At 36.4% G+C, this 23,749-nt stretch carries 17 protein-coding genes, 2 tRNA genes and 1 pseudogene; 10 read left to right on the top strand and 10 right to left on the bottom strand.

Going from position 1 to position 23,749, the window contains the following annotated elements:
- The first annotated feature begins 13 nt into the window (after nucleotides 1-13).
- The 4 genes from IPK35_03670 (at nucleotide 14) to IPK35_03685 (ending at nucleotide 3,454) form a co-directional block, all read left to right on the top strand.
- On the top strand, nucleotides 14-490 hold the full coding sequence (locus tag IPK35_03670; GenBank protein MBK8052387.1) for a hypothetical protein: 477 nt from the start codon (nucleotides 14-16) through the stop codon (nucleotides 488-490).
- Nucleotides 491-513: 23 nt separating this feature from the next.
- Nucleotides 514-741: a hypothetical protein gene (locus IPK35_03675; GenBank protein ID MBK8052388.1), complete on the top strand. Its 228-nt coding sequence runs from the start codon at nucleotides 514-516 to the stop codon at nucleotides 739-741.
- 150 nt (nucleotides 742-891) lie between these two features.
- Nucleotides 892-1,746 (top strand): acyl-CoA thioesterase II, encoded by an 855-nt coding sequence (locus tag IPK35_03680; GenBank protein MBK8052389.1) that lies wholly within the window; start codon nucleotides 892-894, stop codon nucleotides 1,744-1,746.
- A gap of 187 nt (nucleotides 1,747-1,933) precedes the next feature.
- The gene (locus IPK35_03685; protein ID MBK8052390.1) at nucleotides 1,934-3,454 is read left to right on the top strand and encodes a carboxylate-amine ligase; all 1,521 of its coding nucleotides are present in this window, start codon (nucleotides 1,934-1,936) and stop codon (nucleotides 3,452-3,454) included.
- On the opposite strand, the pseudogene IPK35_03690 reads toward IPK35_03685, so the two are convergent.
- From IPK35_03690 to IPK35_03720, 7 genes and pseudogenes are all read right to left on the bottom strand, one after another.
- A pseudogene (locus tag IPK35_03690) lies at nucleotides 3,441-4,152 on the bottom strand (YebC/PmpR family DNA-binding transcriptional regulator). The gene IPK35_03685 and the pseudogene IPK35_03690 sit on opposite strands and share 14 nt — an antisense overlap.
- A 103-nt stretch (nucleotides 4,153-4,255) precedes the next feature.
- Nucleotides 4,256-4,341 (bottom strand) — tRNA-Ser (locus tag IPK35_03695).
- 335 nt (nucleotides 4,342-4,676) lie between these two features.
- Nucleotides 4,677-5,357 carry a Crp/Fnr family transcriptional regulator gene (locus IPK35_03700; protein MBK8052391.1) on the bottom strand — a complete coding sequence of 227 codons (681 nt, stop codon included), beginning with the start codon at nucleotides 5,355-5,357 and terminating at the stop codon, nucleotides 4,677-4,679.
- 242 nt (nucleotides 5,358-5,599) lie between these two features.
- On the bottom strand, nucleotides 5,600-6,580 hold the full coding sequence (locus IPK35_03705; GenBank protein MBK8052392.1) for a DUF4249 family protein: 981 nt from the start codon (nucleotides 6,578-6,580) through the stop codon (nucleotides 5,600-5,602).
- 89 nt (nucleotides 6,581-6,669) lie between these two features.
- Nucleotides 6,670-9,288, bottom strand: coding sequence for a TonB-dependent receptor (locus IPK35_03710; protein MBK8052393.1), 2,619 nt, complete (start codon nucleotides 9,286-9,288; stop codon nucleotides 6,670-6,672).
- Between the two features lie 55 nt (nucleotides 9,289-9,343).
- Entirely contained in the window at nucleotides 9,344-10,339 is a 996-nt protein-coding gene (locus tag IPK35_03715; GenBank protein MBK8052394.1) for a FecR family protein, read from the bottom strand.
- A gap of 49 nt (nucleotides 10,340-10,388) precedes the next feature.
- A complete protein-coding gene (locus IPK35_03720; protein MBK8052395.1) occupies nucleotides 10,389-10,937 on the bottom strand; it encodes an RNA polymerase sigma-70 factor in 549 nt (182 codons plus the stop codon).
- A 234-nt stretch (nucleotides 10,938-11,171) separates the two neighbouring features.
- On the opposite strand from IPK35_03720, the gene IPK35_03725 reads away from it, so the two are divergent.
- The 3 genes from IPK35_03725 to IPK35_03735 all read left to right on the top strand — a co-directional run bounded on the left by IPK35_03725 (nucleotide 11,172) and on the right by IPK35_03735 (nucleotide 15,136).
- Nucleotides 11,172-11,247 (top strand) — tRNA-His (locus tag IPK35_03725).
- Between the two features lie 743 nt (nucleotides 11,248-11,990).
- Entirely contained in the window at nucleotides 11,991-14,618 is a 2,628-nt protein-coding gene (locus IPK35_03730; GenBank protein ID MBK8052396.1) for a family 78 glycoside hydrolase catalytic domain, read from the top strand.
- A 353-nt stretch (nucleotides 14,619-14,971) separates the two neighbouring features.
- On the top strand, nucleotides 14,972-15,136 hold the full coding sequence (locus tag IPK35_03735) for a hypothetical protein (protein MBK8052397.1): 165 nt from the start codon (nucleotides 14,972-14,974) through the stop codon (nucleotides 15,134-15,136).
- Nucleotides 15,137-15,549: 413 nt separating this feature from the next.
- On the opposite strand, the gene IPK35_03740 is transcribed toward IPK35_03735, so the two are convergent.
- From IPK35_03740 to IPK35_03750, 3 genes are read right to left on the bottom strand one after another with little or no spacing between them, the layout of a single operon-like run.
- Nucleotides 15,550-16,695 carry a Gfo/Idh/MocA family oxidoreductase gene (locus tag IPK35_03740; GenBank protein ID MBK8052398.1) on the bottom strand — a complete coding sequence of 382 codons (1,146 nt, stop codon included), beginning with the start codon at nucleotides 16,693-16,695 and terminating at the stop codon, nucleotides 15,550-15,552.
- A gap of 5 nt (nucleotides 16,696-16,700) precedes the next feature.
- Entirely contained in the window at nucleotides 16,701-18,086 is a 1,386-nt protein-coding gene (locus IPK35_03745; protein MBK8052399.1) for a Gfo/Idh/MocA family oxidoreductase, read from the bottom strand.
- Nucleotides 18,083-19,009: a PmoA family protein gene (locus IPK35_03750; protein MBK8052400.1), complete on the bottom strand. Its 927-nt coding sequence runs from the start codon at nucleotides 19,007-19,009 to the stop codon at nucleotides 18,083-18,085. The genes IPK35_03745 and IPK35_03750 overlap by 4 nt, the downstream gene beginning before the upstream one ends.
- A gap of 344 nt (nucleotides 19,010-19,353) precedes the next feature.
- On the opposite strand from IPK35_03750, the gene uxuA reads away from it, so the two are divergent.
- From uxuA to IPK35_03765, 3 genes are all read left to right on the top strand, one after another.
- Nucleotides 19,354-20,505, top strand: a complete 1,152-nt coding sequence (gene uxuA / locus IPK35_03755) for a mannonate dehydratase (protein MBK8052401.1) — start codon at nucleotides 19,354-19,356, stop codon at nucleotides 20,503-20,505.
- 53 nt (nucleotides 20,506-20,558) lie between these two features.
- Entirely contained in the window at nucleotides 20,559-21,872 is a 1,314-nt protein-coding gene (locus IPK35_03760) for a Gfo/Idh/MocA family oxidoreductase (GenBank protein MBK8052402.1), read from the top strand.
- A 462-nt stretch (nucleotides 21,873-22,334) separates the two neighbouring features.
- The gene (locus tag IPK35_03765) at nucleotides 22,335-23,699 is read left to right on the top strand and encodes a DUF1080 domain-containing protein (GenBank protein ID MBK8052403.1); all 1,365 of its coding nucleotides are present in this window, start codon (nucleotides 22,335-22,337) and stop codon (nucleotides 23,697-23,699) included.
- The last annotated feature ends 50 nt before the right edge of the window (nucleotides 23,700-23,749 follow it).

Raw genomic sequence — 23,749 nt, forward strand, 5'->3', positions numbered from 1 at the left:
GAAAAAAAATCTTATGATAAATAAAATATTGGCTAGTACTTGCGTTGCGGTGTTGATTTTATTTGGTTGTAAAGGGGATCAACAAGCCACCAATAGAAGTGATCAGGAAATAAAGGAAACCTACGGAACAGGAGAGATTTCCAGAGTCTATACACGTATCAATGGAAAAATTGAAGGTAAAATGACAGACTACTACCCCTCAGGAGCAATAAAAGGGGAGCGATTTTTTCAAAATGATAAGCAGGATGGAAAAACAACGCTATATTATGAAAGTGGTGCTTTGAAAGAAGTTCAATACTATATCAACGGACTGAGGAATGGAGGAGATACTATATACTACGAATCGGGAAAATTACAATATGTAAGCATGTTTAAAGATGAAAAAAACAATGGTTACTTACAGAAATGGTCTGAAGACGGAGACTTGATTTATGAAGCAAAATTCCAAATGGATTCTTTAGTGGAAGTTGGCGGCAAATCCATCAAATAGCATCGTTACAGTTAAACCTAAAAATGAAAAATATACTTTTTATCAACGGCATCATAGAAGGTTTGGCAGGTTTTGTTCTCATTTTTCGGCCGCAGCTGTTACTTTCACATGCTCAACCTGACATACAAGGAGTCATTGTTGCAAAGCTGTATGGGATAATAGCTCTTTGTTTTGGTATAACATCTTATTTACTCAGCAAGATTTTCATTATCATTCTGATGTATTTAAGAGAATTGTGCTCGTCGTTATAGCGTTTCATTTTGCTGTAGGCATGTTTATGTATGGAGTATATCAACAAAATATAACGTCTCATCCTGGAGCGTCTTTATTACATACTGTTATAGCTGTGGTATTCTTAATGATATATCTTAAAAATATGCATCATTTCAAAGAAGAAACCGATGAGCCAGCTTCCTGAATTATTAGACATCCTCACTCTCACGCCAATCGAAAGGAATACTTATAAAGGGACAAGCCTGTTTATAGGAAGCCCCAATGTATATGGTGGACAAGTCCTTGCACAATCGATAGCTGCTGCTCATGAGACAATAGAAGATCATAAAGTACTTCATTCGATACATTCATACTTTATCAACCCCGGAGATAATGATAAAGACATCCATTTTAATGTACAAGTCATCAAAGACGGTCGATCATTTAACACAAGGAGAGTGGTGGCTACGCAGGAAGGTCGTGAGATTTTTATATTATTTGCTTCATACCATACACCTGAACCAGGCATAGAACATCAGGATATCATGCCTAATGTGGCAAGACCCGAGTCCCTTACATCGTTTTCTGACCTGTTTGCAGAGTTTGCGTCAAAATTTAATATAGAGCCAAGAGGGATATTTGCCCCAAACGGACCATTTATCTTTTTCCCGGTCGAGCACTACGATCCATTCAATCCCAGAATAAGGCCTGCCATAAATCATACATGGTTTAAGACAAATGGTGTCCTGCCAGATGACAATAAATTACATCAAACTACCCTCGCATATGCTTCTGATTTCAATTTATTGATCACGGCACTCTTCCCTCACGGATTATCGTTTTTTACCACGCCCATGCAAATTGCAAGTTTGGATCATGCGATGTGGTTTCACAGACCGGTCAAAACCGATGATTGGCTGCTTTATGCGGTAAACAGCAGCAACGCCAATGCGGGACGAGCGTTTTGTTCCGGAAAGATCTTCAACAAAGAAGGATTACTTGTTGCCTCCACTGCACAGGAAGGACTTATCAGAAAACTCTAGTCCTCATAATATATCTGTTTTAATAAAACAAAATTTTAATCATCAGTAAAAATGACAGTAATCATACTTCACAATGACAGAAATTCACTATTTTCGCTAAATATTATAAAAAGAGATTAAATTGCAAAGATTTTGGTGAGGGTGTCAGGTTGAATGAGTTGAAGTACTTTTAAAAATCTTAAGACCATTGTATAATCAATTACATATTGATAATTTGTTTCACAAATTGCAGGAGGAATTTGAGGAACAATATTTGTCAGTATTTCACAATGATCTGGCGCCAAAGGCGGTTGTAGTAATACCAAGTCTCACTTTGGATCATCATATTCTTTCTAAAGTCAGAGGTCATTTTTACTATGAAGAAAGGATGCTTTGTATGCTGATGCTATTGCGTATGCCTGAAACCCGCCTTACCTTCGTGACAAGTATACCGATCTCTCCACTCATTATTGATTATTACTTGCACATGCTTCCGGGCATCACGTCTCATCATGCACGCAATCGACTGACATTATTGAGCTGTTATGATGCTGGAAATATACCACTCACAGAGAAGGTACTGCGTCGCCCGAGATTGATAAGCAGGATAAAAAAAAGTATCAATAATGGTGATCCTGCCCATATTATGTTCTTTAACGTGACTGAAGCAGAAAAAGAACTGGCTGTAAAACTAAATCTACCTATCTACGGTTGTGATCCGGCACTCAACTATTTAGGTACAAAGAGTGGATCGCGAACTATTTTCAAGGAGACTGGCATACTTACACCCCATGGATTTGAAAACATTAATTCTGTTGCGGAAATAACTGATGCTATATACCAGCTGAAGATAGCAAAACCACAATTAGAGAAGGCAGTAATAAAACTGAATGATGGCTTTTCCGGAGATGGCAATGCCATTTTTTACTATATCAACGCACCATCTGACGAAGAAGAACTTAAGTCATGGATTCAAGTAAACCTTAAGAAGAATACAAAAGTAGTTGCCAAAAAACTTAAGTTTGATAGGTTCATTGAAAAAATGGAGGTAATGGGAGGCATAGTAGAAGAATTTATAAATGCAGAAACTATCACCTCTCCATCCGTTCAAGTCAGGATCAATCCCGAAGGAGAGATATGTATCATATCTACCCATGATCAGGTATTAGGAGGCGAAAGCGGACAGGTTTTTATAGGAGCTACATTCCCTGCCAAAGAAGATTATGCAGTAGAACTAAGTAAAATTTCAATAAAACTGGCCGAAAAAATGAAATCCAAAGGTGTTTTGGGCAGGTTTGGAATTGATTTTATGAGTATCAAACAGTATGGCCATTGGCAGCATTATGCTATAGAAATTAATCTGCGAAAAGGAGGAACGACGCACCCGTTTCTGATGTTACAATTTCTCACCAATGGAATGTATATACAGGATACCGGTGAATACATACTGCCTGATGGCAATAAAAGGTATTACTTTGCTACAGATAATCTGCAAAAGGAGCAGTATAAAGGAATGACACCACCTGACCTTTTGGACATAGTGATGTATTACGGACTCCACTATGATCATAAAAAGGAAGAAGGAGTCATGTTTCATCTTATTAGTGCTTTGTCACAGTTCGGAAAGCTAGGTCTAGTCAGCATAGGCAAGACTCCTGAGAGAGCCATGGCATACTATTTTAAGGTGATAGAAGTGTTGGATAAAGAGACGGAGACTAAGCAAGATTAGTGTACACAGCCTGTACATCATCATCATCCTCGAGCTTATCTATCAATTTTTCTATGTCTGTCATCTGGTCATCAGTAAATTCCACAGGTGTAGTAGGAATTCTCTGCAGATTGGCTTTTGTGATATTGATACCTTTTTCTTCAAATCCCTTAGTAAGCGATCCAAAATCGGTATAATCCGCATAGGCATAAACTGTACTCTCATCTGTTTCATAACTTTGCAGGCCATAATCTATCATCTCAAGTTCAAATTCATCCAGATCGAGATCTGCAGGCTTTTCAAATTCGACCACTGTTTTGCGGTCAAACATAAACTCAAGCGAACCCGTGGGTACCAAAGACCCACCTGTTTTATTAAAGTATGATTTTACATTTGCAACAGTTCGAGTGGTATTGTCAGTAGCACATTCTACAAAAACCAATACCCCATGAGGACCCTTTCCTTCATAATTTACCTCTGTAAAATCATCTCCATCTTTGCCGGCTGCTCTCTTTATGGCATTATCTACATTGTCCTTTGGCATATTTGCAGCTTTCGCTGCCTGAATGGCTAATCTGAGCTTTGAGTTGGTCTCTGGGTCAGGTCCGCCTTCACGAGCAGCGATAGTGATAGCTCTTGATACTTTAGGAAATACTCTGGACATAGTTGCCCATCTTTTTTTCTTTGGCGGCTCTTCGGTATTCAAATGCTCTTCCCATGATACGATTGTTTAAACTGTACTGATATCTTATAGATATAAAAAATATTCTTTTAACAAAAAAAGCATCTCATAAGGTTTACTTACAGGATGCTTTTATATTTCGGAAGAGGAGGGATTCGAACCCCCGGTACCCTTTCAGGACTCCTGTTTTCAAGACAGGTGCAATCGGCCGCTCTGCCACTCTTCCGGAACTGCTTTCTTCTAAAGCGACGCAAAAGTAACGAATTTTTTTAAAAGGAAAAAACAATTTTAAATAAAAAGAAAAAGTAGGTACACTTTTGGACCTACTTTCTTAACTAAATTTCAGGTATAACTAAATTATGAGAATACTACTAGTGGTATGTTAGTGTTGAATGACGCATCAATTATTAGTAGATTTTTCTTTTGATCAAGTCGATGGTTTCCAAAATTAACTGTAGATAAAGATGGGGTTCATCAACGAAGAGCAAATGGAAAAGATACTTTAAGTCATCCGCCAATTTACCTTAATCATAACACTATTGTTATGTTCAATTTATATAATCAGCTCAAAGCTTCAATATCTCTGATGAGTATAGATTTGCGCTTAAAATATATTTGATTGTGTTTTTTCAAATCATTCAATACTGTTGTAACTGTCTGTCTGGATGTCCCTGTAAAATTTGCTATATCTTGCTGTGTAAAATCATGTTTTAACAAAATTTCAAATCCTATCGTTTGCCCAAAAGACTGGGCATTGATTCTCAAAAACTGAATGATTCTTTCCCTGGCATCATTGAATGCCAATGACTCTAACCGGTCTTCAGTATACTTTAATTTTTTGCTTAAAAACGCTATAAGGTCTATTGAAAAATTAGAATTTCTTCTAATAAGCTCTTTGATTATGTTAATTTTAACGGCTAAGACTGTAGTGTCAACAGACATTGATATGGCATTATTGGTATGAATACTTTCTCCTGTAAAACTTTGCTCACTCAGCAATGCCTTGGGATGTAAGATCATTTTAATAACTTCTCTACCTTCAATTATATTGGATGTAACTTTTACTGAACCTTTGAGTAAAAAATAAATTTCATCACTATCTTCTCCTTGTCTGAAAACAAAATCTAATTTATTAATCACTCTCAGATCACCTTCTTCGACCAAATAACTCAATTCATTTTTTGTCAATGATGCCGCTACCGGGAAATCTTCAATAGATTCAATTATTTCTACCTGTTGCATAAAAAATGTGTGATATGGTACAATACAATGACACAATTTCAAGGTAATCCCCCTATATGAAATGTACAATATTTTACATTTTAATTTTTTCATTAATTGTGGAGTAATTGTCAACCTTAAAAGGCGAAGCTATTTTGTTCAATTACAGGCAAATAAGAGTCCTCACCGCGACTAAGGTTGCAACAAATGTTTTCATTTTCAATAAAATAAAAACTCAAACAGGCTATAAGAAAAAGGGAGTTTTATTTAAATCTGACAACTGTTTGCGTCATAGATTTGGCACTAAAAGACCCATATGCCTTCTCAGTCTTGATGTTAAAAGCTGCAATTGGAGGGGATTCATTGGTAAGAGACCCTGTGTTATTGGACATATAGTAGTTATACTCGTAGAAAGATTTTGAAGTATTTAATAAACTAAAAGCAACTTGTGATGACTCTTTATCGTCTGAAATTTCTAAAATTAATGCGATATTGTCATCCGATACACGGGAATAATCCACTAAAAACCCAGGTTTGTTTTTTAACCGTTTACAAGCCGAGTGGTCTTTAAGAAAAGATTTTACCTGATATGTATTCTTGGTTTCATTGACAGGTATGATATAAAAGTAAGACTGATTATTTACTGGTTTGGCAATTTTGATCTCGCATTCCAGTTGAGTCAAATGTTTACCATCGACGATCGACCTGATGACGTTTTTAACGATAACTGTATCTGTTTTGAGACTTTGAGGAATTGTAATCACTGGCTCACCAAGATTTTTAGTGATCCCAATACCCCTGAACTTATACTTTTCTCCTGTGACAAGTTGTAGTAATTCCCTTTTAATTACAAATTTTTTGATCGCTTTATCATATTGAAAAGGAATGCCAAAATCCTTTTCTCCTTCTGAAATTGAAAAATCAAATGTATCCGGTCTCATTATTTGGCTAGGTGATACACCTTTTGTGTCCCCGGTAAAAGTAATATCAGCAATAATGTCCTGTCCGGCAGTCATTTCGCAAACAACAAACAATTTCATAACATCACTTTCTGATTGAAGCGGAAAGTCTTCAATGCAGGAAGTAATACAAAAGGTAAAAAATGTTATGTAAAGTAAAACTCTAATAATTTTCCAAATTTTAAAGCCACAAATATGACTAAAAAATATCGAATTGTCACAATTTGTACAATTGTTTTTTATTTTTGATATCTTTATGTGAACAGAAAATATTATGTGAAAAATTTATATCATAATGTATTGTAAATTAAATAATTAGGATTACAAATTTTAGAAATCAATTTTCTCCTGTTTGGTATGAAGGTTTACTTTTATCAAATGGATATACTATAACTTACGGTAGGCAACACAGTGAGAAGACTAAACTGCCTGAATTCATACCTGCCCTCATTCTTGGGATCGCGTACGAGATCAGTATAAAAAGGATTATTGCGATTATAAGCGTTGTAAATTCCAATAAATAATTTTGTTCTACCCCACTTATAGTTGTTATATAAACTAAAACCTGCGTCCAGCCTATGGAATGGAGCAAAAGAAGCATTATTCTTTTCAGGAAAAATTACAATAGGATTTGTAGATGTATTAAAAGTTACATTCAATGGTTTTGAAAAGTAGTTTCCTGTCTGATATGTCCAATTTACCAAAAACTCAGTAAACTGTGAAATCCTGTAATTAAATGAACATTTTAAGCTGTGATTTCTGTTTAAATTGAAGGGAAAAATATTACCATTATTTAGATCAGAGAACAATCTATCAGAAATAGAGTAAGTATAATTTACATTGAATAGCGTCTTTCCATAAACTTTTTCGAAATAAGTTTCAAAACCATAAGCGTTGCCTTTTCCAACAGGTACTTCAGACTCCCAATCATTTTCTGAGCTGATATCTATATCGCTTCCTTCTTTAAAACTTGAAATATTTTTGAATGATTTATAATACACTTCTGCCCCAAAACGGAGTCCTGAATTAAGTCTGTATCCAAATGAAGTATTAAAAATCCAAGATGTTTGTGGCGCGAGTATATTGGATGAAGGGAGCCAGACATCAGCTGGTAATCCCAGTCCACTGTTGGTCAATAAATGGATAAACTGTTGCATTTTAGATGCTCCAATCTTGAAATGAACGTTTTCGCCATCTGCCAATAATGCAAACCTGGGTTGGAGAGCGCTATACATATTATCATCTGCTGAAATTAATAGTGAGTAATTTAATCCCACATTCATCTGAACACCGCTACCAAGTGAAATATTGTCTTCAGTGAATATATTGACTTCATCCCCGCCACCACCATTACTAGTTCTAAGTGAGCGCAAGTATTCCCTACTTGGTTCCTTGGAGATATCCCTTTCAGAAACTGCCAATGCCAAAGGAGCAAAACTTCTTGATTGGTAGTTGACTCCTAATTTTAATCTGTGATTGTGCGAAACCATCCAGTCAAACTCATGTTTTAATCCTGATTCATTTATTTTTGATGCATAAAGTGAAGCATTGAAAATAATAGAATCCTGATGAATTTTCTTAGTCCCAAAAAGGTTATTCTTATAACTTTCAAAGTTATAGTTGGTAGTATAAGCCACTGTTCGGGAGAAAAGTGACTTTCCCCAATCTCTGTGCAAACGAATTGAATAAAGGCTATTGCCCCAATTTATCAAATTTGTATTTTCTTCTCGTAGCTCGTCGGGTTTAGATTTGATGTCATTACTAAATTCATCATTGCTGTGAAGCGATTGTAACAAAAGCCTGGTTTTCTTATTGAGTCTGATATTCATTTTAGCATTGATGTCACCAAAAAAATAATTGGCATTTCCGACTTTGTTATTTCCTCTGTTAATCTGCTTTGTTAATTCTTTTATCCATACATCCATAAATGTGCGTCTGCAAGAAATTATAAAGCTACCTTTATCTTTGATGATAGGTCCTTCTATGGTACCACTCATAGCAATGGTACTCAAATTGGCGTTAACTTTGAGTTTCTGAAAATTTCCATCACGAGTATGAACATCTATTACTGAAGATAACCTACCGGCATATCTTGCAGGTATTCCACCTTTATACAAGCTCACACTTTTGATCGCATCAGAATTGAATACTGAAAATATTCCAAGCGCATGTCCAGTGTTATATACTGGTACATCATCAAGAAGTACAAGATTTTGATCTGCAGATCCACCGCGGATATTGAGACCGCCTATACCTTCAGCAGCTGTACTTATTCCGGATTGAGAAGCAAGATACCTGAATAAATCAGCTTCTCCCCCAAGATGGTTGGAAGACCTTATTTTGTCAATGTGAAGGTTTTGTTGATCCGCTGGTTGTTCATGCACTTCTTCCATAAGGTCGTCCAATATCACAATTTCATTCAACAGACCATCTGGCTGAAGGGTGATATTTAACATAGTATCCCTTAATGCATTGAACTCCACAATTTGAGATTTGTATCCCAGATACGTAAAATGAATCCTATGACGTTGTTTGTCTATTTTTATAGAATAATTTCCTGTTTCGTTGGTAGATGTACCCCTTTGACGGTCGTGCAAAAATACATTGGCACCTATCAGGTACTCTCCGGAAAGCTTATCTCTCACTTTACCATAAATCCTAATCTCACCGAGGGTGTATTTACTCTCGTTTTTTACAACAACTAACTGATTACCAACAATTTGGTATGTAAGGTCGTAATCATCCAGTATAACAGTCAGAATTGTTCCTATAGTTTCATTTTTTGCATTAATATTGATTTTTTTTTCTGAAGGTATCCGTGAGTCAGAAAATACAATATTCACTCCTGAGATGGAAGAAAGATCTCTTAAAACTATGTAAAGTGGTTTTTGATAAGCTGAATAGGAAATATTTATTGCATCAGGACGTACCTGTCCTTTTACAACAAATGCAAAAAAAATAAAAAAAACTACGTATGAAACGTTTCTAAACAAAGTTTCTCAGTTTATACCTATAACACACAAAGGTACAAAAACTCTGCCAAATATATTACCTACACTTCACCTTCGAAATCTTGAAGCGCTTATCTTCAATTTTTACACAATCCAACTCATAGGTGAGTTTGAGTGTAGTGATGACTTCATCCAAAGTACTGTTTTTAAGAGATCCTGATGTAAAGGTACAGTTGCTCCAATCTCTGCCTTGAGGTATTTCAAACTTTACTGCAAAAAAATCTGACACATCTTTTATTACTGCATCAAAAGGGGTCTTGGTAAATGACAAACTCTCATTTAACCATAATCCCGAATTATAAAAATTCAAGTTTTTAACATCGGAAAGTGCACCTTGCTGAACATGTACCATTTGATCGGCAATCAGCCTTTGTTGCTCATCATTATAATATACTTCAACGATGCCTTCTTTTACGTAAACGGCTTTTTCCTTTGAGTCGACGGTAAAAATAGTACCTACTACTCGTACTTCCAAACCATCTGCAATGACTGTAAGTGGTTTTTGATCGTCTTTGGCTACTTCAAAATAAGCTTTCCCTTGTAATTCTATAAGTCTGCTGTTAGATTTTTCTTTGAACTCAATTTTTGACCCTTCTTTCATCCATACTTTCGATCCATCTTCAAGTGCGGCGATCGATGATTGTTCAGAATCGTAAATCTTTCCGTTACTATTAACAATTATAAACCATGCAGCTAGTAATAAGATAAAAGATGCCGCAATGGCAAGTAAGGGGGAAAGTGAATATATTTTTGATTGGTTTTTTAATTCAATGGATGATGGAAGATCTTTAACGCCATTTAATACTTCTATTTCATTATCTAATAAGGACTTATGTCTAATTAATGCTTCTTTTGTATCAAATTTTTTTAAAGGTAAAGAAGACGATGCTGTCCAAATAGCCGAAACTTGAGAGAAAATCTTATGATTTCTGTCGTCAGCTTTGACCCAGATGTTAAATTCAGCTGCTTCTATTTCGCCCATTTCACCAGATAAGTACCGATGTATAGAAGTTAATTCACGACTATTACTCATTTCTTAAACATTTCTATATTAAAGACACAAATTAAGATTTTCACCCCTATTAGATTTCATTTTTGTTATAAATATTTTCCCTTAATACCTTTAGAGCTTTGGAAATGTGATTTTCTACAGTTTTTACAGAAATATTCAACTCTTTGGAAATATCTGAATAACTCATCTCTTCAAATCTGCTTAAGGCAAACACCAAACGGCATTTTTCAGGCAGATTACCAATTACTTTGTTTATTCTGTGTTGTAATTCATCAGCGGCGAGGTATTCTTCTGCAGTAAATCCTGTATCTATTTGCTCATTAAGCTCACTTTCATCCTCCCAATGCAAATTATTACTTCTGATATAATTTAGTGTTTTATTTCTGCAAGATCTCCTGAGATAAGCTTCCAGTGATGAGTTAATGAATATTTCATCTCTTTTACGCCAAATTTCAAAAAAAACATCCTGAACAATATCTTCCGATACAACACTATCTTTAGTAATTCTATAAACAAGATTACATAACTTTTCATAATAATTGTCATAGATGTATTCCAATGCTTTATCGGGACTGGACCACATTAACGATGAATAATCTTCAGTACTTAAAGATTTCAATATTTTGCTTTTATGCTTAGTTAGGGCACAAATATAGTAATATTGGGAAAATACTGTTATCGGAAATTTAGAATAAATTATTTTTAATTAAATATATTAATCACTCAATGCCATGTAACAGGTCTCGAGAAGCAAATTATATCATGAAAGCTAATTTAAAATTTTTATTTTTTTGACTACCCAACTTCTTTACATTAAAAGAAATTTTCTACCTTTGCGACTCCAATTTATTACGGATGCTATAGCTCAGCTGGTTAGAGCATCGGATTGTGGTTCCGAGGGCCGTGGGTTCAAGTCCCATTAGTCTCCCAACACAAAAGCGGTAAATATTTTTACCGCTTTTTTTATTCATGGTTTGACCCAATTTCTACTTGGCCATGTCGAAAAATTCCTCCAGATTTACCCATCCTAAATGTGTCCACAAGCCGACGTTTGTGGTTCCTTCATTATTGAGTGAAATCGTTCACTCAATTTGCTTTGCAACCATTCAGTCATCCTTAAAATGGAAGGACTTTTGAAGTCCCTTGAAATGATTTATCCAATAAATTTATATGCCTGTCTTTTCAACGGCTTTTTTATGGTACTTAATTTATATATGTTGTGTAATAAATTATTTGCTTAATACCTTAAAATCTATATTGTGAGTATGTTTAAACTTTTAACATTTGTCTCCAAGTTGCAAATTAAATTTAAGCCAGAGTTATATTTTTCGCCGTAACTCGTCAAGCTATACTTGAACTTTCGGGACGTTTCTATCCCAGTCAAGTCATTTTTTTACAAAATCGTCTTGACTGGTTATATTCTGTATTCGCTGCGAGCCTGACTGAATGATGCGAAGTTAAATCGTGATAGACATCAAGATTTAATGAAAGGAACCTATTAAACCTTTGATCGCATGGGCAGCTATCGCAGTTCGTTCGTTATCGAGTATAGTTGTTTACTCGATTCTCGTCATTGACAAGACCACTAAGTCATCTTTTCAAAAAATATATTTCATCACTTTCCCTTCAACATAAAAATTTAAACATATCTTTAATCATTCACCAAACCTGTATGAAAAATACAATAATCTTCTCAGCTTTTTTATTTGTTTCCTTGTGTACAAATATACAAGCTCAGCCTCTTCATCTCCGTTGTGAATTTACTAAAAATCCAATCGGTATAGATGTTACTTCCCTTCGCTTTAATTGGGAGGCTGATGTAAATGAAAAACCTGGTTTACAATCAGGATATAGAGTAATGGTGGCAACGCTTCCCGCACTATTGACAAAAGGAAAGCCGGATATATATGACTCGGGTATCACTACTTCAGAGAGTCAAGGAGTCACACTAAGCATTCCCAAATTGGTTTCGTACACCCGGTATTATTGGGTTGTTACGGTCTTTGGCAGAAATGACCACAAAGGCATGGTTTCTAAGGTGGAGTGGTTTGAAACTGCCAAATTACAGGGAAAATCAGGTTGGCAAGCGCAATGGATTACCGACGGACACGATAAAGAATTCAGACCAGCTCCTTTGTTTCGTAAAACTTTTAAGCTAAAATCTAAACCCATCTCCGCGCGGATGTACATTGCCGGTTTGGGTTATTCTTCCATTTTTTTGAATGGCTCTAAAGTGGGAGTTGGAACACTAAATCCGGGATACACGGACTATTCCAAAAGGGTGTTGTATTTAACTTATGATGTGACCAAACAACTAAGTCAAGGGTACAATGTAATAGCAACTGAATTGGGAAACGGATGGTTTAATAATCAAACCCCTACCGTTTGGAACTACAATTTAGCTCCCTGGCGAGCAAGACCACAAATGATATGTGAGCTGCATGTTAAGTATAGTGACGGAACACAAGAAATTATTTCGAGTGATAAAACATGGAAGACTTCAACAGGGGCTTTGCTGTATGACAATCTATATGTAGGGTCCACGTATGATGCCAGACTGGAACAACTTGGGTGGCATAGTAAGAATTTTGACGATACAAAGTGGAAAAGTGTTACCCTAACCAAATCTCCCGCACCCATTATTCAATCTCAAATGATGCCTGAAATAGGTGTTTCCAGAATATTTAAGCCGGTTCAAATGAGAAAGATAAACCCAAACACCTATGTCTATACGATGGGTGAAAACATAGCCGGTGTAGTTAAGCTAAAAGTAAAGGGAAAGGCAGGAACCAAAATAACCATCCGATACGGTGAGTGGCTTGATAGCATCGGAAGGTTGGATCAGTCCAATATTAATATGCATTTGCGTGGCGTGTTTCCAAATGAAAAAGTAATTCAGCGCGATGAATTCATTTTAAAAGGGAAGGGCATGGAAGTATATATACCACCTTATACCTACCATGGCTTTCAATATGTAGAAGTTACCTCAGAAGTACCTATCAACCTGAATACCAATAGTATAGAATGTGTGGTGCTTCATTCACTGGTAGATTCCATTGGAAGTTTTTCTTGCTCTAATGGGTTGTTGAATAAAATATATGACAATTGTAAGAGGTCATATCTCGCCAATTTATTTGGTATCCCGACTGACTGTCCTCATCGCGAAAAAAACGGGTGGATGGCAGATGGTTTTATGGTGCAGGAAGCAGGAATGCTAAATTATAATAGCAGGAATATTTACAGCAAGTGGGTGAATGATATGGTAGATGCACAAGAACCAAATGGAAATGTCCCCGGAGTGGTACCCACGTCTTGGAATTGGGACTCAAATTGGGCTGGACCTATATGGGATGCTGCCATATTTATTGTTCCTGATTTATTGTATACGTATTATGGTGATACAAAACCCTATGCTGCTATTTATGAAACCTGCAAAAAATATTTGGTATTTCTTGATAGTTGTAGGGATAGCAAAGGCTTGCTGACCAAAGGTTTGGGAGATTGGTTGTACTATAAATCAATAACTCCGGTTGATTTTATGACATCTTGCTACTATTATGATGATTGTATAAAAATGGCTAAAATGTGTACCTTACTCAACAAAGGTGATGCTGATTATTATCTGACTAAAGCGGATAAGATGAAGAAGAATATAAATGACATTTTTTTTAACGTTGATAGTATTTCATATGCTAATAAGACCCAACTTTCTTTTGCACTCCCACTATATATGGGTATAGTTCCTAAAGAATATGAAAAAAGACTTGCGGAAAAATTGGCAAAAACCATTCGCGATAATGATTATAGTTTAGACTTCGGTTTTATTGGAAGTGCAGTCATTCCGCAAGTCCTGTCAGATTATGGCTATAATGATGTCATGTATCAACTCATCACAAAAACCACCTTACCATCATATGGTTATTGGATCGAAAAATGGAAAGCTACATCTTTGTTTGAGGCATGGGATATCACCAAAAATATTGGTGATGCATCATTGAATCATCCATCGATGGGAAGCGTTAGTGCCTGGATGATAAAATCGCTTGCAGGCATTAATATTGCAAATAATGCCGTTGCTTTCGAAAAAATTGTCATTAAACCTTCATTTATTGATGATCTGTCATTTGTGAAAGCTTCTCATAAGTCGGTCAACGGTTTGATTGCTTCTGAATGGCAGCGAAAAGGGGCTGTCATTGAGCTAAAAGTAATTATTCCTGCCAACAGCAAAGCTTTGATTGTATTACCTTATAAGGAAATTGAAGTTAACGGGGGAAAGCATACTTTTAAAATAAAAATATAGACTTCCGCTAAATAAGTCAAATCTTTCAATTTAGAGACAGCTATTGGTGTGTGATTTCGTTTAAAAAAACCAGCGATGGTGAGTAGAGAGTAAAAAGTGCGTCTATCGCCACAGCAGAATATATTTAGGGTCTAATGAATATTTCAAAATTGACTAATTTTAGAAATTTGGTGAGCAATGGATCCGTTCAAAAAACAAGCGATAGTGAATATGAACGGAGTGAAGTGCATGGCACCAAAGGCAATGAGCCTTTGACGGAGTGAACCGCTTGCGGATGGGTAGGAAAAGTGCGTCTATCGCCAAAGTAGAACATTAAAGTTAAACGATTGATAATTAAGGCGATAGAATAATGCATGACTGAACGATCCTGTAAGCTGAACGAAGTAAAGTACAAAGTACCAAAGGCATGTGCCTTTGACGTAGAGAACCGTGAAACGGATGGGTGGGCCATGACAATGCGAGAAGTGAAGGAACCCGAAAGGGGTGGGCAGGTCGGAAATGAACATTATGACACCTAGCTGATTTAAGTTTAAATCAGTGCCTTCATTTTTGAGTGATTTCGTATCACTCAAATGCAGCGAAGCCGCACCATTCAGTTACCTTTTTTTGAACTAGCGTTTTTTGGTTACTTTTTTTCTGGGTAAGCATTCCAAAGGAATATGTGAGAGCAAAAGATGCAAAATAGTAACTGCCGCCCGCATAGGGCAAGCCAAGATCACGTGCAAATGTTTTTACAAAAACGCACAAAAAACTGCTCTCTGGCAATCCTAAATAAATTTATATTAAATTGATAATCAATAATTTAATAAGAACCCAGCCGGCCCTATTTAGCTCATGAAAATGATATTCAAGGCGATAAAAAAATGCAGGTTTGAACGATCTTGAAAGGTCGGGCATAACAATTCGAGAAGGAAGGAATCCGATTAATAAATTATCGTGACAAAACATTAGAACTATTGACTCTTTTCGCTTTTTTCTGGGCTACCAAAGCCAGTTCAGTAGCTAAAAAGCAATGATGCTGATTCATAGCCGTTTCGGTGCGGTTTATAATATCATTAACGAATAATTCACCAAAAGGCAATGGTTCCTTATTGCAATCAATATATCGGGTTTCTTTTTGATTGACTAAGTATAGGTGGTTTCCACCTTTTTGGCCAGCAATATCTACGTATTTACGCAATTCTATGTAGCCATCGGTGCCCAAAATTGTCAACCGACCATCTCCCCAGGTATTGAGTCCATCCGGAGTAAACCAATCCACTCGCACATATCCAGTTCCCTGATCGCCTTTGATCATAGCATCTCCAAAATCTTCAAATTCAGGATATGATAGATTGTTTAGATTACCTACTTGTGATGCTACGATTTCGGCTTTTGTAGACCCTGTAAAATAAAGAAATTGATCCATCTGATGTGAACCTATGTCTGTGATGATCCCACCAAAATATTTCTTGTCAAAAAACCAGTAAGGCCTCGATTTTACATTCATGCGGTGTGGTCCCAGGCCGATAGTCTGAATAACTTTACCAATAGCTCCGTCTTTTATTAAACTTCCTGCTTTTACAGTCGCCTGATTTTCATGTCGTTCGCTGTACATGATCGAATAGATGCGTTGTGTTTCTTTCTGAACAGCTCGTATCTCTTTCAATTGTTTTAAGCTGATAGCGCCAGGTTTATCCGAAAGGTAGTCTTTGCCGTGCTGCATCACTTCTATCCCCAAAGGTGCACGCTCGACCGGGATACCAGAACTTAAAACAAGCTGAATAGACGTATCTTCAAGTATTTCTCTTTTGTCTTTTGCCAATTTTGCATAAGGATATTTTTTGGCAAAAGCGTCGATTAACTCTGGTTCCTTGGCATAAAAAGAAACCAATTGACCACCACCTCGAGTCACGGCATCTACCATACCATAGATATGGGCATGATTCATGTTGATGACAGAGAAATTTATTTTAGGTTTAACTTCCACTTGTGAAAAAGGTAGATTTTTCGGAAAAGTCGTCATCAGGGTCATTCCCGTCGCAGCTTTGGCGGTGTCTTTCAAAAAACTGCGTCTGTCAAATTGTTTACTTCCCATTTTTATTACATATTTTTAGCAAAAATCTTATCCGTACCATAAGGCGCTCTCTGACTTCTGCTTAGCATTTTATTTGCTTTTTCACTATTCATAAATTTTTCTCGTTTAGGATCCCAAATCAGTTTGCCGGGAATTTTCATAGCAATATGGCTTATGAGACAAACAGAACAAGCGCGATGGGCTTTTTCGACAGGTGAAATTACCGGTGTTTTATTCACTATCCCTTCCAACCAATTCAAATGATGCTCTTCACTGACTTGCAATTTTATTTCATTGTCCTGGATGACAGAAGACAGAATTTTTGGGTCACTGGCATCAAGAGCTTTAGCACTATTTGCTATTGAGACAGGATCAGAAGCAGAAGCTACATAGTTGCCGCGTGATACAAATATCCAACCTTCTGTACCTTCGTACCTGATACCATTTGTAAACCCTCCACTTGTGTACATCGATATACCATTAGCGTATTCAGCCTTTACCATAAAATCCCCATGCACATTCCAGAGTCCTGACTTCGGAAATTGAGCTACCGCTTCTACAGAAGTGGGTCCGGTAAGTTCGGTATCCATACCCCAGGCAGCAGAGTCAAAATGATGCTGACCCCAGCCAGTGATCATACCGGAGCCATATTGTTCGAGTCGCAACCAACCAGGTCTATCATATCCTTTTTGCGGATGTACACCTATTTCAGTGTATGGTGTCATGGGTACTGACCCTACCCACATATCATAGTTTAACCCTTTAGGCACTGGCATTGGTTCTGCTTTTGGACCTGATGGATCACCTGGTAGCCCTATTTTTACCGTGTGTATTTTTCCTATTCGACCGTTGCGGACCAATTCTGCAGCAATTCTAAATTGGGCAGACGACCGCTGTTGTGTGCCCATTTGGAAGACTACGCCAGTCTTTTTTACAATATTTGCAAGTTGTCTCCCTTCTGTCAAGGTCAACGATGTAGGTTTTTGTAAATAAATGTGCTTACCGGCTAAGGCTGCTTCCATGGCTGGTTGTGAATGCCAGTGATCAGGTGTGCTTATCAATACTGCATCGATATCTTTGTTGAGTAACATCTCCCGATAGTCATCATACATTTTTGTATCCATGTATTTATCGTTGCCTGTCTTTTTAGCATAAAAACCATCTATAAGTCTTTTACCATCTTCCATTCTATCGCGATCTACATCACATGCCGCTACTATCCTGGCAACATCATGTTTTAGTGTCTCAGCCAGATCGTGATCACGAGCTATACGTCCACAACCTATCTGACCAATGTTTATCTTATTGCTAGGAGCGTTTTTCCCAAAAACATAAGATGGGACGATCGTAGGTAAAACGATACCCATGGCAGTGGCCTTTACTGCTTTATCTATAAATGTTCTCCTCTTCATTTACTATTTTTATAAATTTCAAAATGTTCTGCTATTTTTGCTTGCATCACATCACCGGAATGTACGATGACACGATATTTAAGCTTTTTGGTTTCTCCTTTTTTTATTATCGTTTCTTGATCGTTTTCAGGCCAATACATAGGTGTCGGTGAAAAAAATCCATAATCACGTGTAAACCACGGAGCAGGGTACCACGCATTGGAAGGATGTTGTATGATGGCCATTCCTTCTGTTTTATTACCGCGTTTGCCATAAAAATCTATCCAGGGTGATTTCTTACCAAAGGTACCTTTTTCATTTTTTTCACCTTCGGCATTGATCATAGTACCACCATTGGTCACTGCAAGATCAGGGTCCATCCGACCACTAAAGAGAGAATGATTCGTTTTTAAGATAGAGACATCCATTAACATTTCCATCGTAATCTCAAAATCTATCTGATAATGATCTTTGGAAGGAGCTGTTATAGTAATTTTTCGAAGATCTTTTATAGGAGCATTGGCGTTTGGTCGTCTCCAAATACATTCATTTTCTATAATTACTTTTGTACTGTCTGAAGATAAGATATCTGCTCTCAAAGATATAATTTGCCCTCTATCCAAACCTTCTTGCCAATAATTGCCACCATTGACTCTATCACATCCAAAAAACAAAGAACTATGATGTGGGTAGTTACTATTTCTCATTGATGTGACACTCCCATTGGACGGGCCATTTACAGGAAAAAAAAATGGATATTTTTCCTCATTGGAGAAAATATAACTTGTGAATAGATTATTATTGATATTGACATCAATTTTGGATTGATATTTTGTAGCTGTTATTTTGTTCTGTGCAATCATATTGACTGCGGGAATCAATATAATTATCAAAAATATTGAACAGGATAAGTAATTTTGGTTGTGGTGTACTGAGTCTTTCATGTGATATTACATTGTACAACTTTAAGTTAAATCCAGCTCGACGCTGCTACAGATAAACTAAAATTCAAAATTGATTTAATCTCAAATGGCATCATTTTTTAAAAAAAATTGATTTCAAGTGTTGACCAACTTTCATTTGGTTACAAAATCTTTTGCAAACATAACTAATAATTAATATTAGTGCAATCTATTGCCATTTTAGTCAAAAAACATTTAAATTTGTTCTTTTACAAAATTATAGTAAACAGGATGATTAATGAGAAAGAGTATGTTCAAATTTTTATGTTGGAGTGAAAGTGAGAAAATGTCTTTAAACAGATAGTATGCATTCAATGATTCAGTGTATGAGATGGTTTGGTCACCATGATACCGTCTCACTGCCAGAAATAAAACAAGCAGGTTGCGAAGGAGTAGTAAGTGCCCTGCATCAATTTAAACCCGGTGAAATTTGGCCATATGAAGCCATTTCTAAATTCAAAAGATATATCGAAAGTTTTGGATTGAGTTGGGAAGTCGTCGAAAGTTTGCCTGTCCATGATCATATCAAACTCGGATATCCTGATAGAGATGTATTGATAGACCATTATATTGAGTCATTAAAAAATCTAAGCCGAGCGGGAGTATATATCGTCACATACAACTTTATGCCGCTCTTGGATTGGTTAAGGACGGATGTAGCATACAAAAGAGAGGACGGTACTGAAATATTATATTATAAAAAACTGGATTATCAGGCTTTTGATATCCATATACTAGAACGAGAAAATGCGAATAAGGACTATAGTGCCGAAGAATTGGACAGGATTGCCGATCATTATAACTCGCTGACAGAAGAATATAAAGAAAAATTAAAAAACAATTTTCTACTTGCATTGCCGGGAGACACTCAAAATTTTACCCTAGAGTATATCCGTGAAAAAACAAAGGAATACGGCAAAGTAAGCAAAGAAAAAATGAAGGAAAATCTTCTATACTTTCTAAATCGGATTTGTCCCGTAGCGGATCAATGCAATATGAAAATGGCTATCCATCCCGACGACCCACCTTTTTCTGTTTTTGGATTGCCTAGGATCGTAAGTACCGCAGATGATTGTAAATTTTTATTGGAAGGAGCAAATTATAACAGTAATGGCCTGTGTTTTTGTACAGGGTCATTTGGTGCCAGAGCAGACAATGACCTGGTAAATATGATCCAAGCATTTGGAAATAAAATACATTTTCTCCACTTGAGAAACACAAAAAGGCTTGAAAATGGTGATTTTTATGAAGCAAATCATTTAGAAGGGGACGCTAACTTTTACCAAATTGTAAAGGCAATATTAGACATAATACATCAGGAAAATCGCAGAATTCCTATGCGGCCGGACCATGGTGCAAAAATGCTCGATGACTTGAATAAAAAATGCTACCCGGGATATTCAGCTATCGGTAGGCTCAAAGGACTTGCTGAAATCAGAGGATTGGAATATGGACTTATAGCTTTGACAAACAAATAAATTGTCAATTATAAGTTATTTACAAAACAAGATGTTTTTTTTAATATTAAAAGATGATAGAAATTAAAAAAAGGCGAAAGTTTCTCAAAGAAAGTGGAGCAGTTTTGGCAGGCTTTATGATTGTACCGAGATTCGTACTAGGTGGAACCAAAATGGATGGTACGAAATATCTTGCACCGAGTGATAAAATAAATCTTGGTCTGATAGGTGGAGGAAAGCAAGGTAGAATTTTGTCTAGTTCTTTTTTAAAGACAAAAGAAATAAGATTTGCTGCACTCAGTGAAGTATATCAGGACAAAGTAAAGGTTACAATAGACCATATAAAAGGTTTGTATGAAAAAAATCCCGATTATGGTACATACGAAGAGATTAAAATCATGAATGATTATCGTCAAATGCTGGAAGATAAAAGCATAGATGCCGTAATCATAGCAACTCCGGATCACCAACATGCAGTAATGACTATCAATGCGGCTAAGTCGGGTAAAGATATTTTTGTAGAGAAACCACTTGCTAATACCGTCAGAGAAGGAAGAGCAATGGTAGAGGCAGTAAGACTTAATAAGAGAATTGCTCAGACAGGTAGTATGCAACGATCATGGAAAGAATTCAGGCAAGCTGCGAACATAATTAGAAATGGATATTTAGGCAATATCAAATCCGTAAAAGTTAATGTAGGCTTACCACCAAAAAAGTTTGATTTACCTGGATTAGAAATTCCAAAAGGTTTGGATTGGAAAGCTTGGTTAGGGCCAAATAGTTATTCTCCTTTTCATACGGAACTGGCACCTCCTATCACCAATGATATTTATCCTGCATGGCGTGATTATATGGAGTTTTGTAATGGCAGGTTTGCTGACTGGGGCGCTCACATGTTTGATATAGTGCAATGGTCACTAAATATGGATCATTCCGGGCCGACAAAAATCCATTACCCTGATGGTAAAGACTTTCAAAATTTGACTTTCGAATATACAAATGGAGTAACCATGGCTCATGAAAAATGGGAGTGGGAAAATGCCATTCATTTTATCGGTGATGAAGGCGAAATGAAGTTAAAAAGAGGCCAGATAGAATGCTCTAATCCTCTCATATTAACCAAAGATATGTCTCAAAGTGAAAAAAATGTAATTGAAAGTGTCAATCATTATTCTGATTTTCTTAATAGCATGCGTACCCGTAATAATCCAATTGCAGACGTAGAAATAGGACATAGAACATCTACAATTTGCAGCCTGGGCGTTATTGCTTATAATCTAAAAAAATCATTAGTTTGGGATCCGACAAAAGAAACAATAGTAAACAACAAAAAAGCAAAGAAGATGCTGACCAGGAAATTAAATAAAGAATACGGAGTAAAAATTTAAAAGAAAGGCTTTTGCTTAAACGACCTGATCAAGGGCCCAAGATCCTTGATGCTATTAATAAAAAAAATTTATACCGGATATTCGGTCATTGGCAGACTCAAAAAAATTGATAAAATCAGAGTATTGCAATATGGATTTATTTGTCAGTAAACAACTAATTCTACTTTGTCACCTTCAAAAATCAAAGTCAATTACACTTTCATCAAAATGTAATGGACCCGGTAAATGTATTGGTTATTTTGGGTCATAACTGTTGGGTTAACCCAACAGTTTCCAATCAACCAGAAAGTCCGGATAATTTAACAAAGTAGAACTAAATTATCAATTTTAAGTTATTAAACTTAAAGTAAATTTGATTGCTAAAATTTGGAATTTTAATTGACACATTTTCAATGAATTAAAATCAAATTTTTTCGCAATCAAATTTCTTTTAACAATAATTATTAAGTTAAAAATATCATCATGAAATCTTTACAAGTCCTATTTTTTTTTACTGTAAGTTTGTCTTCATTTGCCCAAAATAAGGAATGGCAAAACCTGTTTAATGGCAAAGACCTGACAGGCTGGAAGGTTCTCGGTGGAACAGCCACTTATAATGTTGAAAACGGAGTCATAGTAGGTACCACAGTTGCGGGTTCGCCCAATACATTTTTAGTGACAGAAAAAGAATATGGTGACTTTATACTGGAAGCGGAAGTGATGGTGGAAGCTGCAGAAGGCAACTCAGGTATCCAGACCAGAAGTCATTTTGACCCAACTGCATCCGGTGGAAAAGGAAAAGTTTATGGCCGTCAATGTGAACTGGATCCCAGTCATCGAAGGTGGACGGGTGGTATCTATGACGAAGGTCGCAGAGACTGGTTATACCCAATAGACCTAAATGCAACAGCAAAAAATGCATACAAAAAGGACGAATACAATCACTTGAAAATTGAATGTATCGGCAATGAAATGAAAACGTGGGTCAATGGAATTCCAGCTGCTCATTTGATTGATACCTTAGACCCAATAGGATTTATAGGCTTACAGGTACATTCTGTCAATAAACCCGAATTGGTAGGCAAAAAAGTATTTTTTAAAAATATCCGCATCAAAACCAAAGGCCTTAGACCGACACCGTTTGCAGAGAATGTTTACACTGTTAATCTTGTCCCAAATCAATTAAGTTCTGCTGAGAAAAAAAGCGGATGGAGATTGCTTTTTGACGGTAAGACAAACTCAGGATGGAGAAGTGCAAAAGGAAAATCATTTCCTGAAAAAGGCTGGGAAATAAAAGATGGTATATTGTCAGTATTGAGTAGTGACGGAAGCGAATCGACCAATGGTGGTGATATTGTTACAAATGAAAAATTTTCGGCATTCGACCTATCTTTTGATTTTAATTTTACACCTGGGGCAAATAGCGGAGTAAAATATTTTGTTACTCTGGCTGAAGAGACTAAGGGATCAAACATAGGTCTTGAGTACCAGATACTGGATGATGCCCTGCACGAAGACGCTAAAATGGGTCGAGATGGCAACAGAACGCTGGCTTCATTATACGATTTGATGAAGGCTGAAAAGAATCCCAGATTTACCAAACTGGCAAGTCAATGGAATAAAGGAAGAATCATAGTGTATCCCAATGACAAAGTAGAACATTATCTGAACGGTGTCAAAGTTTTGGAATACATCAGAGGTTCAAAAGAGTACAGAGATCTGGTAGCCATCAGTAAGTATGTCATCTGGAAAAATTTTGGGGAAGCCGCCCAAGGTCACATATTATTACAAGATCACGGAAACACAGTATCTTACAGAAGTATAAAAATTAAGGAGCTGAAATGGTAATCTGATCAGGATAAAATAAGTATTTAAATCATCTTTATTAAAAATCATAA

This window comes from Saprospiraceae bacterium, assembly GCA_016713025.1.
Lineage (GTDB): Bacteria > Bacteroidota > Bacteroidia > Chitinophagales > Saprospiraceae > OLB9.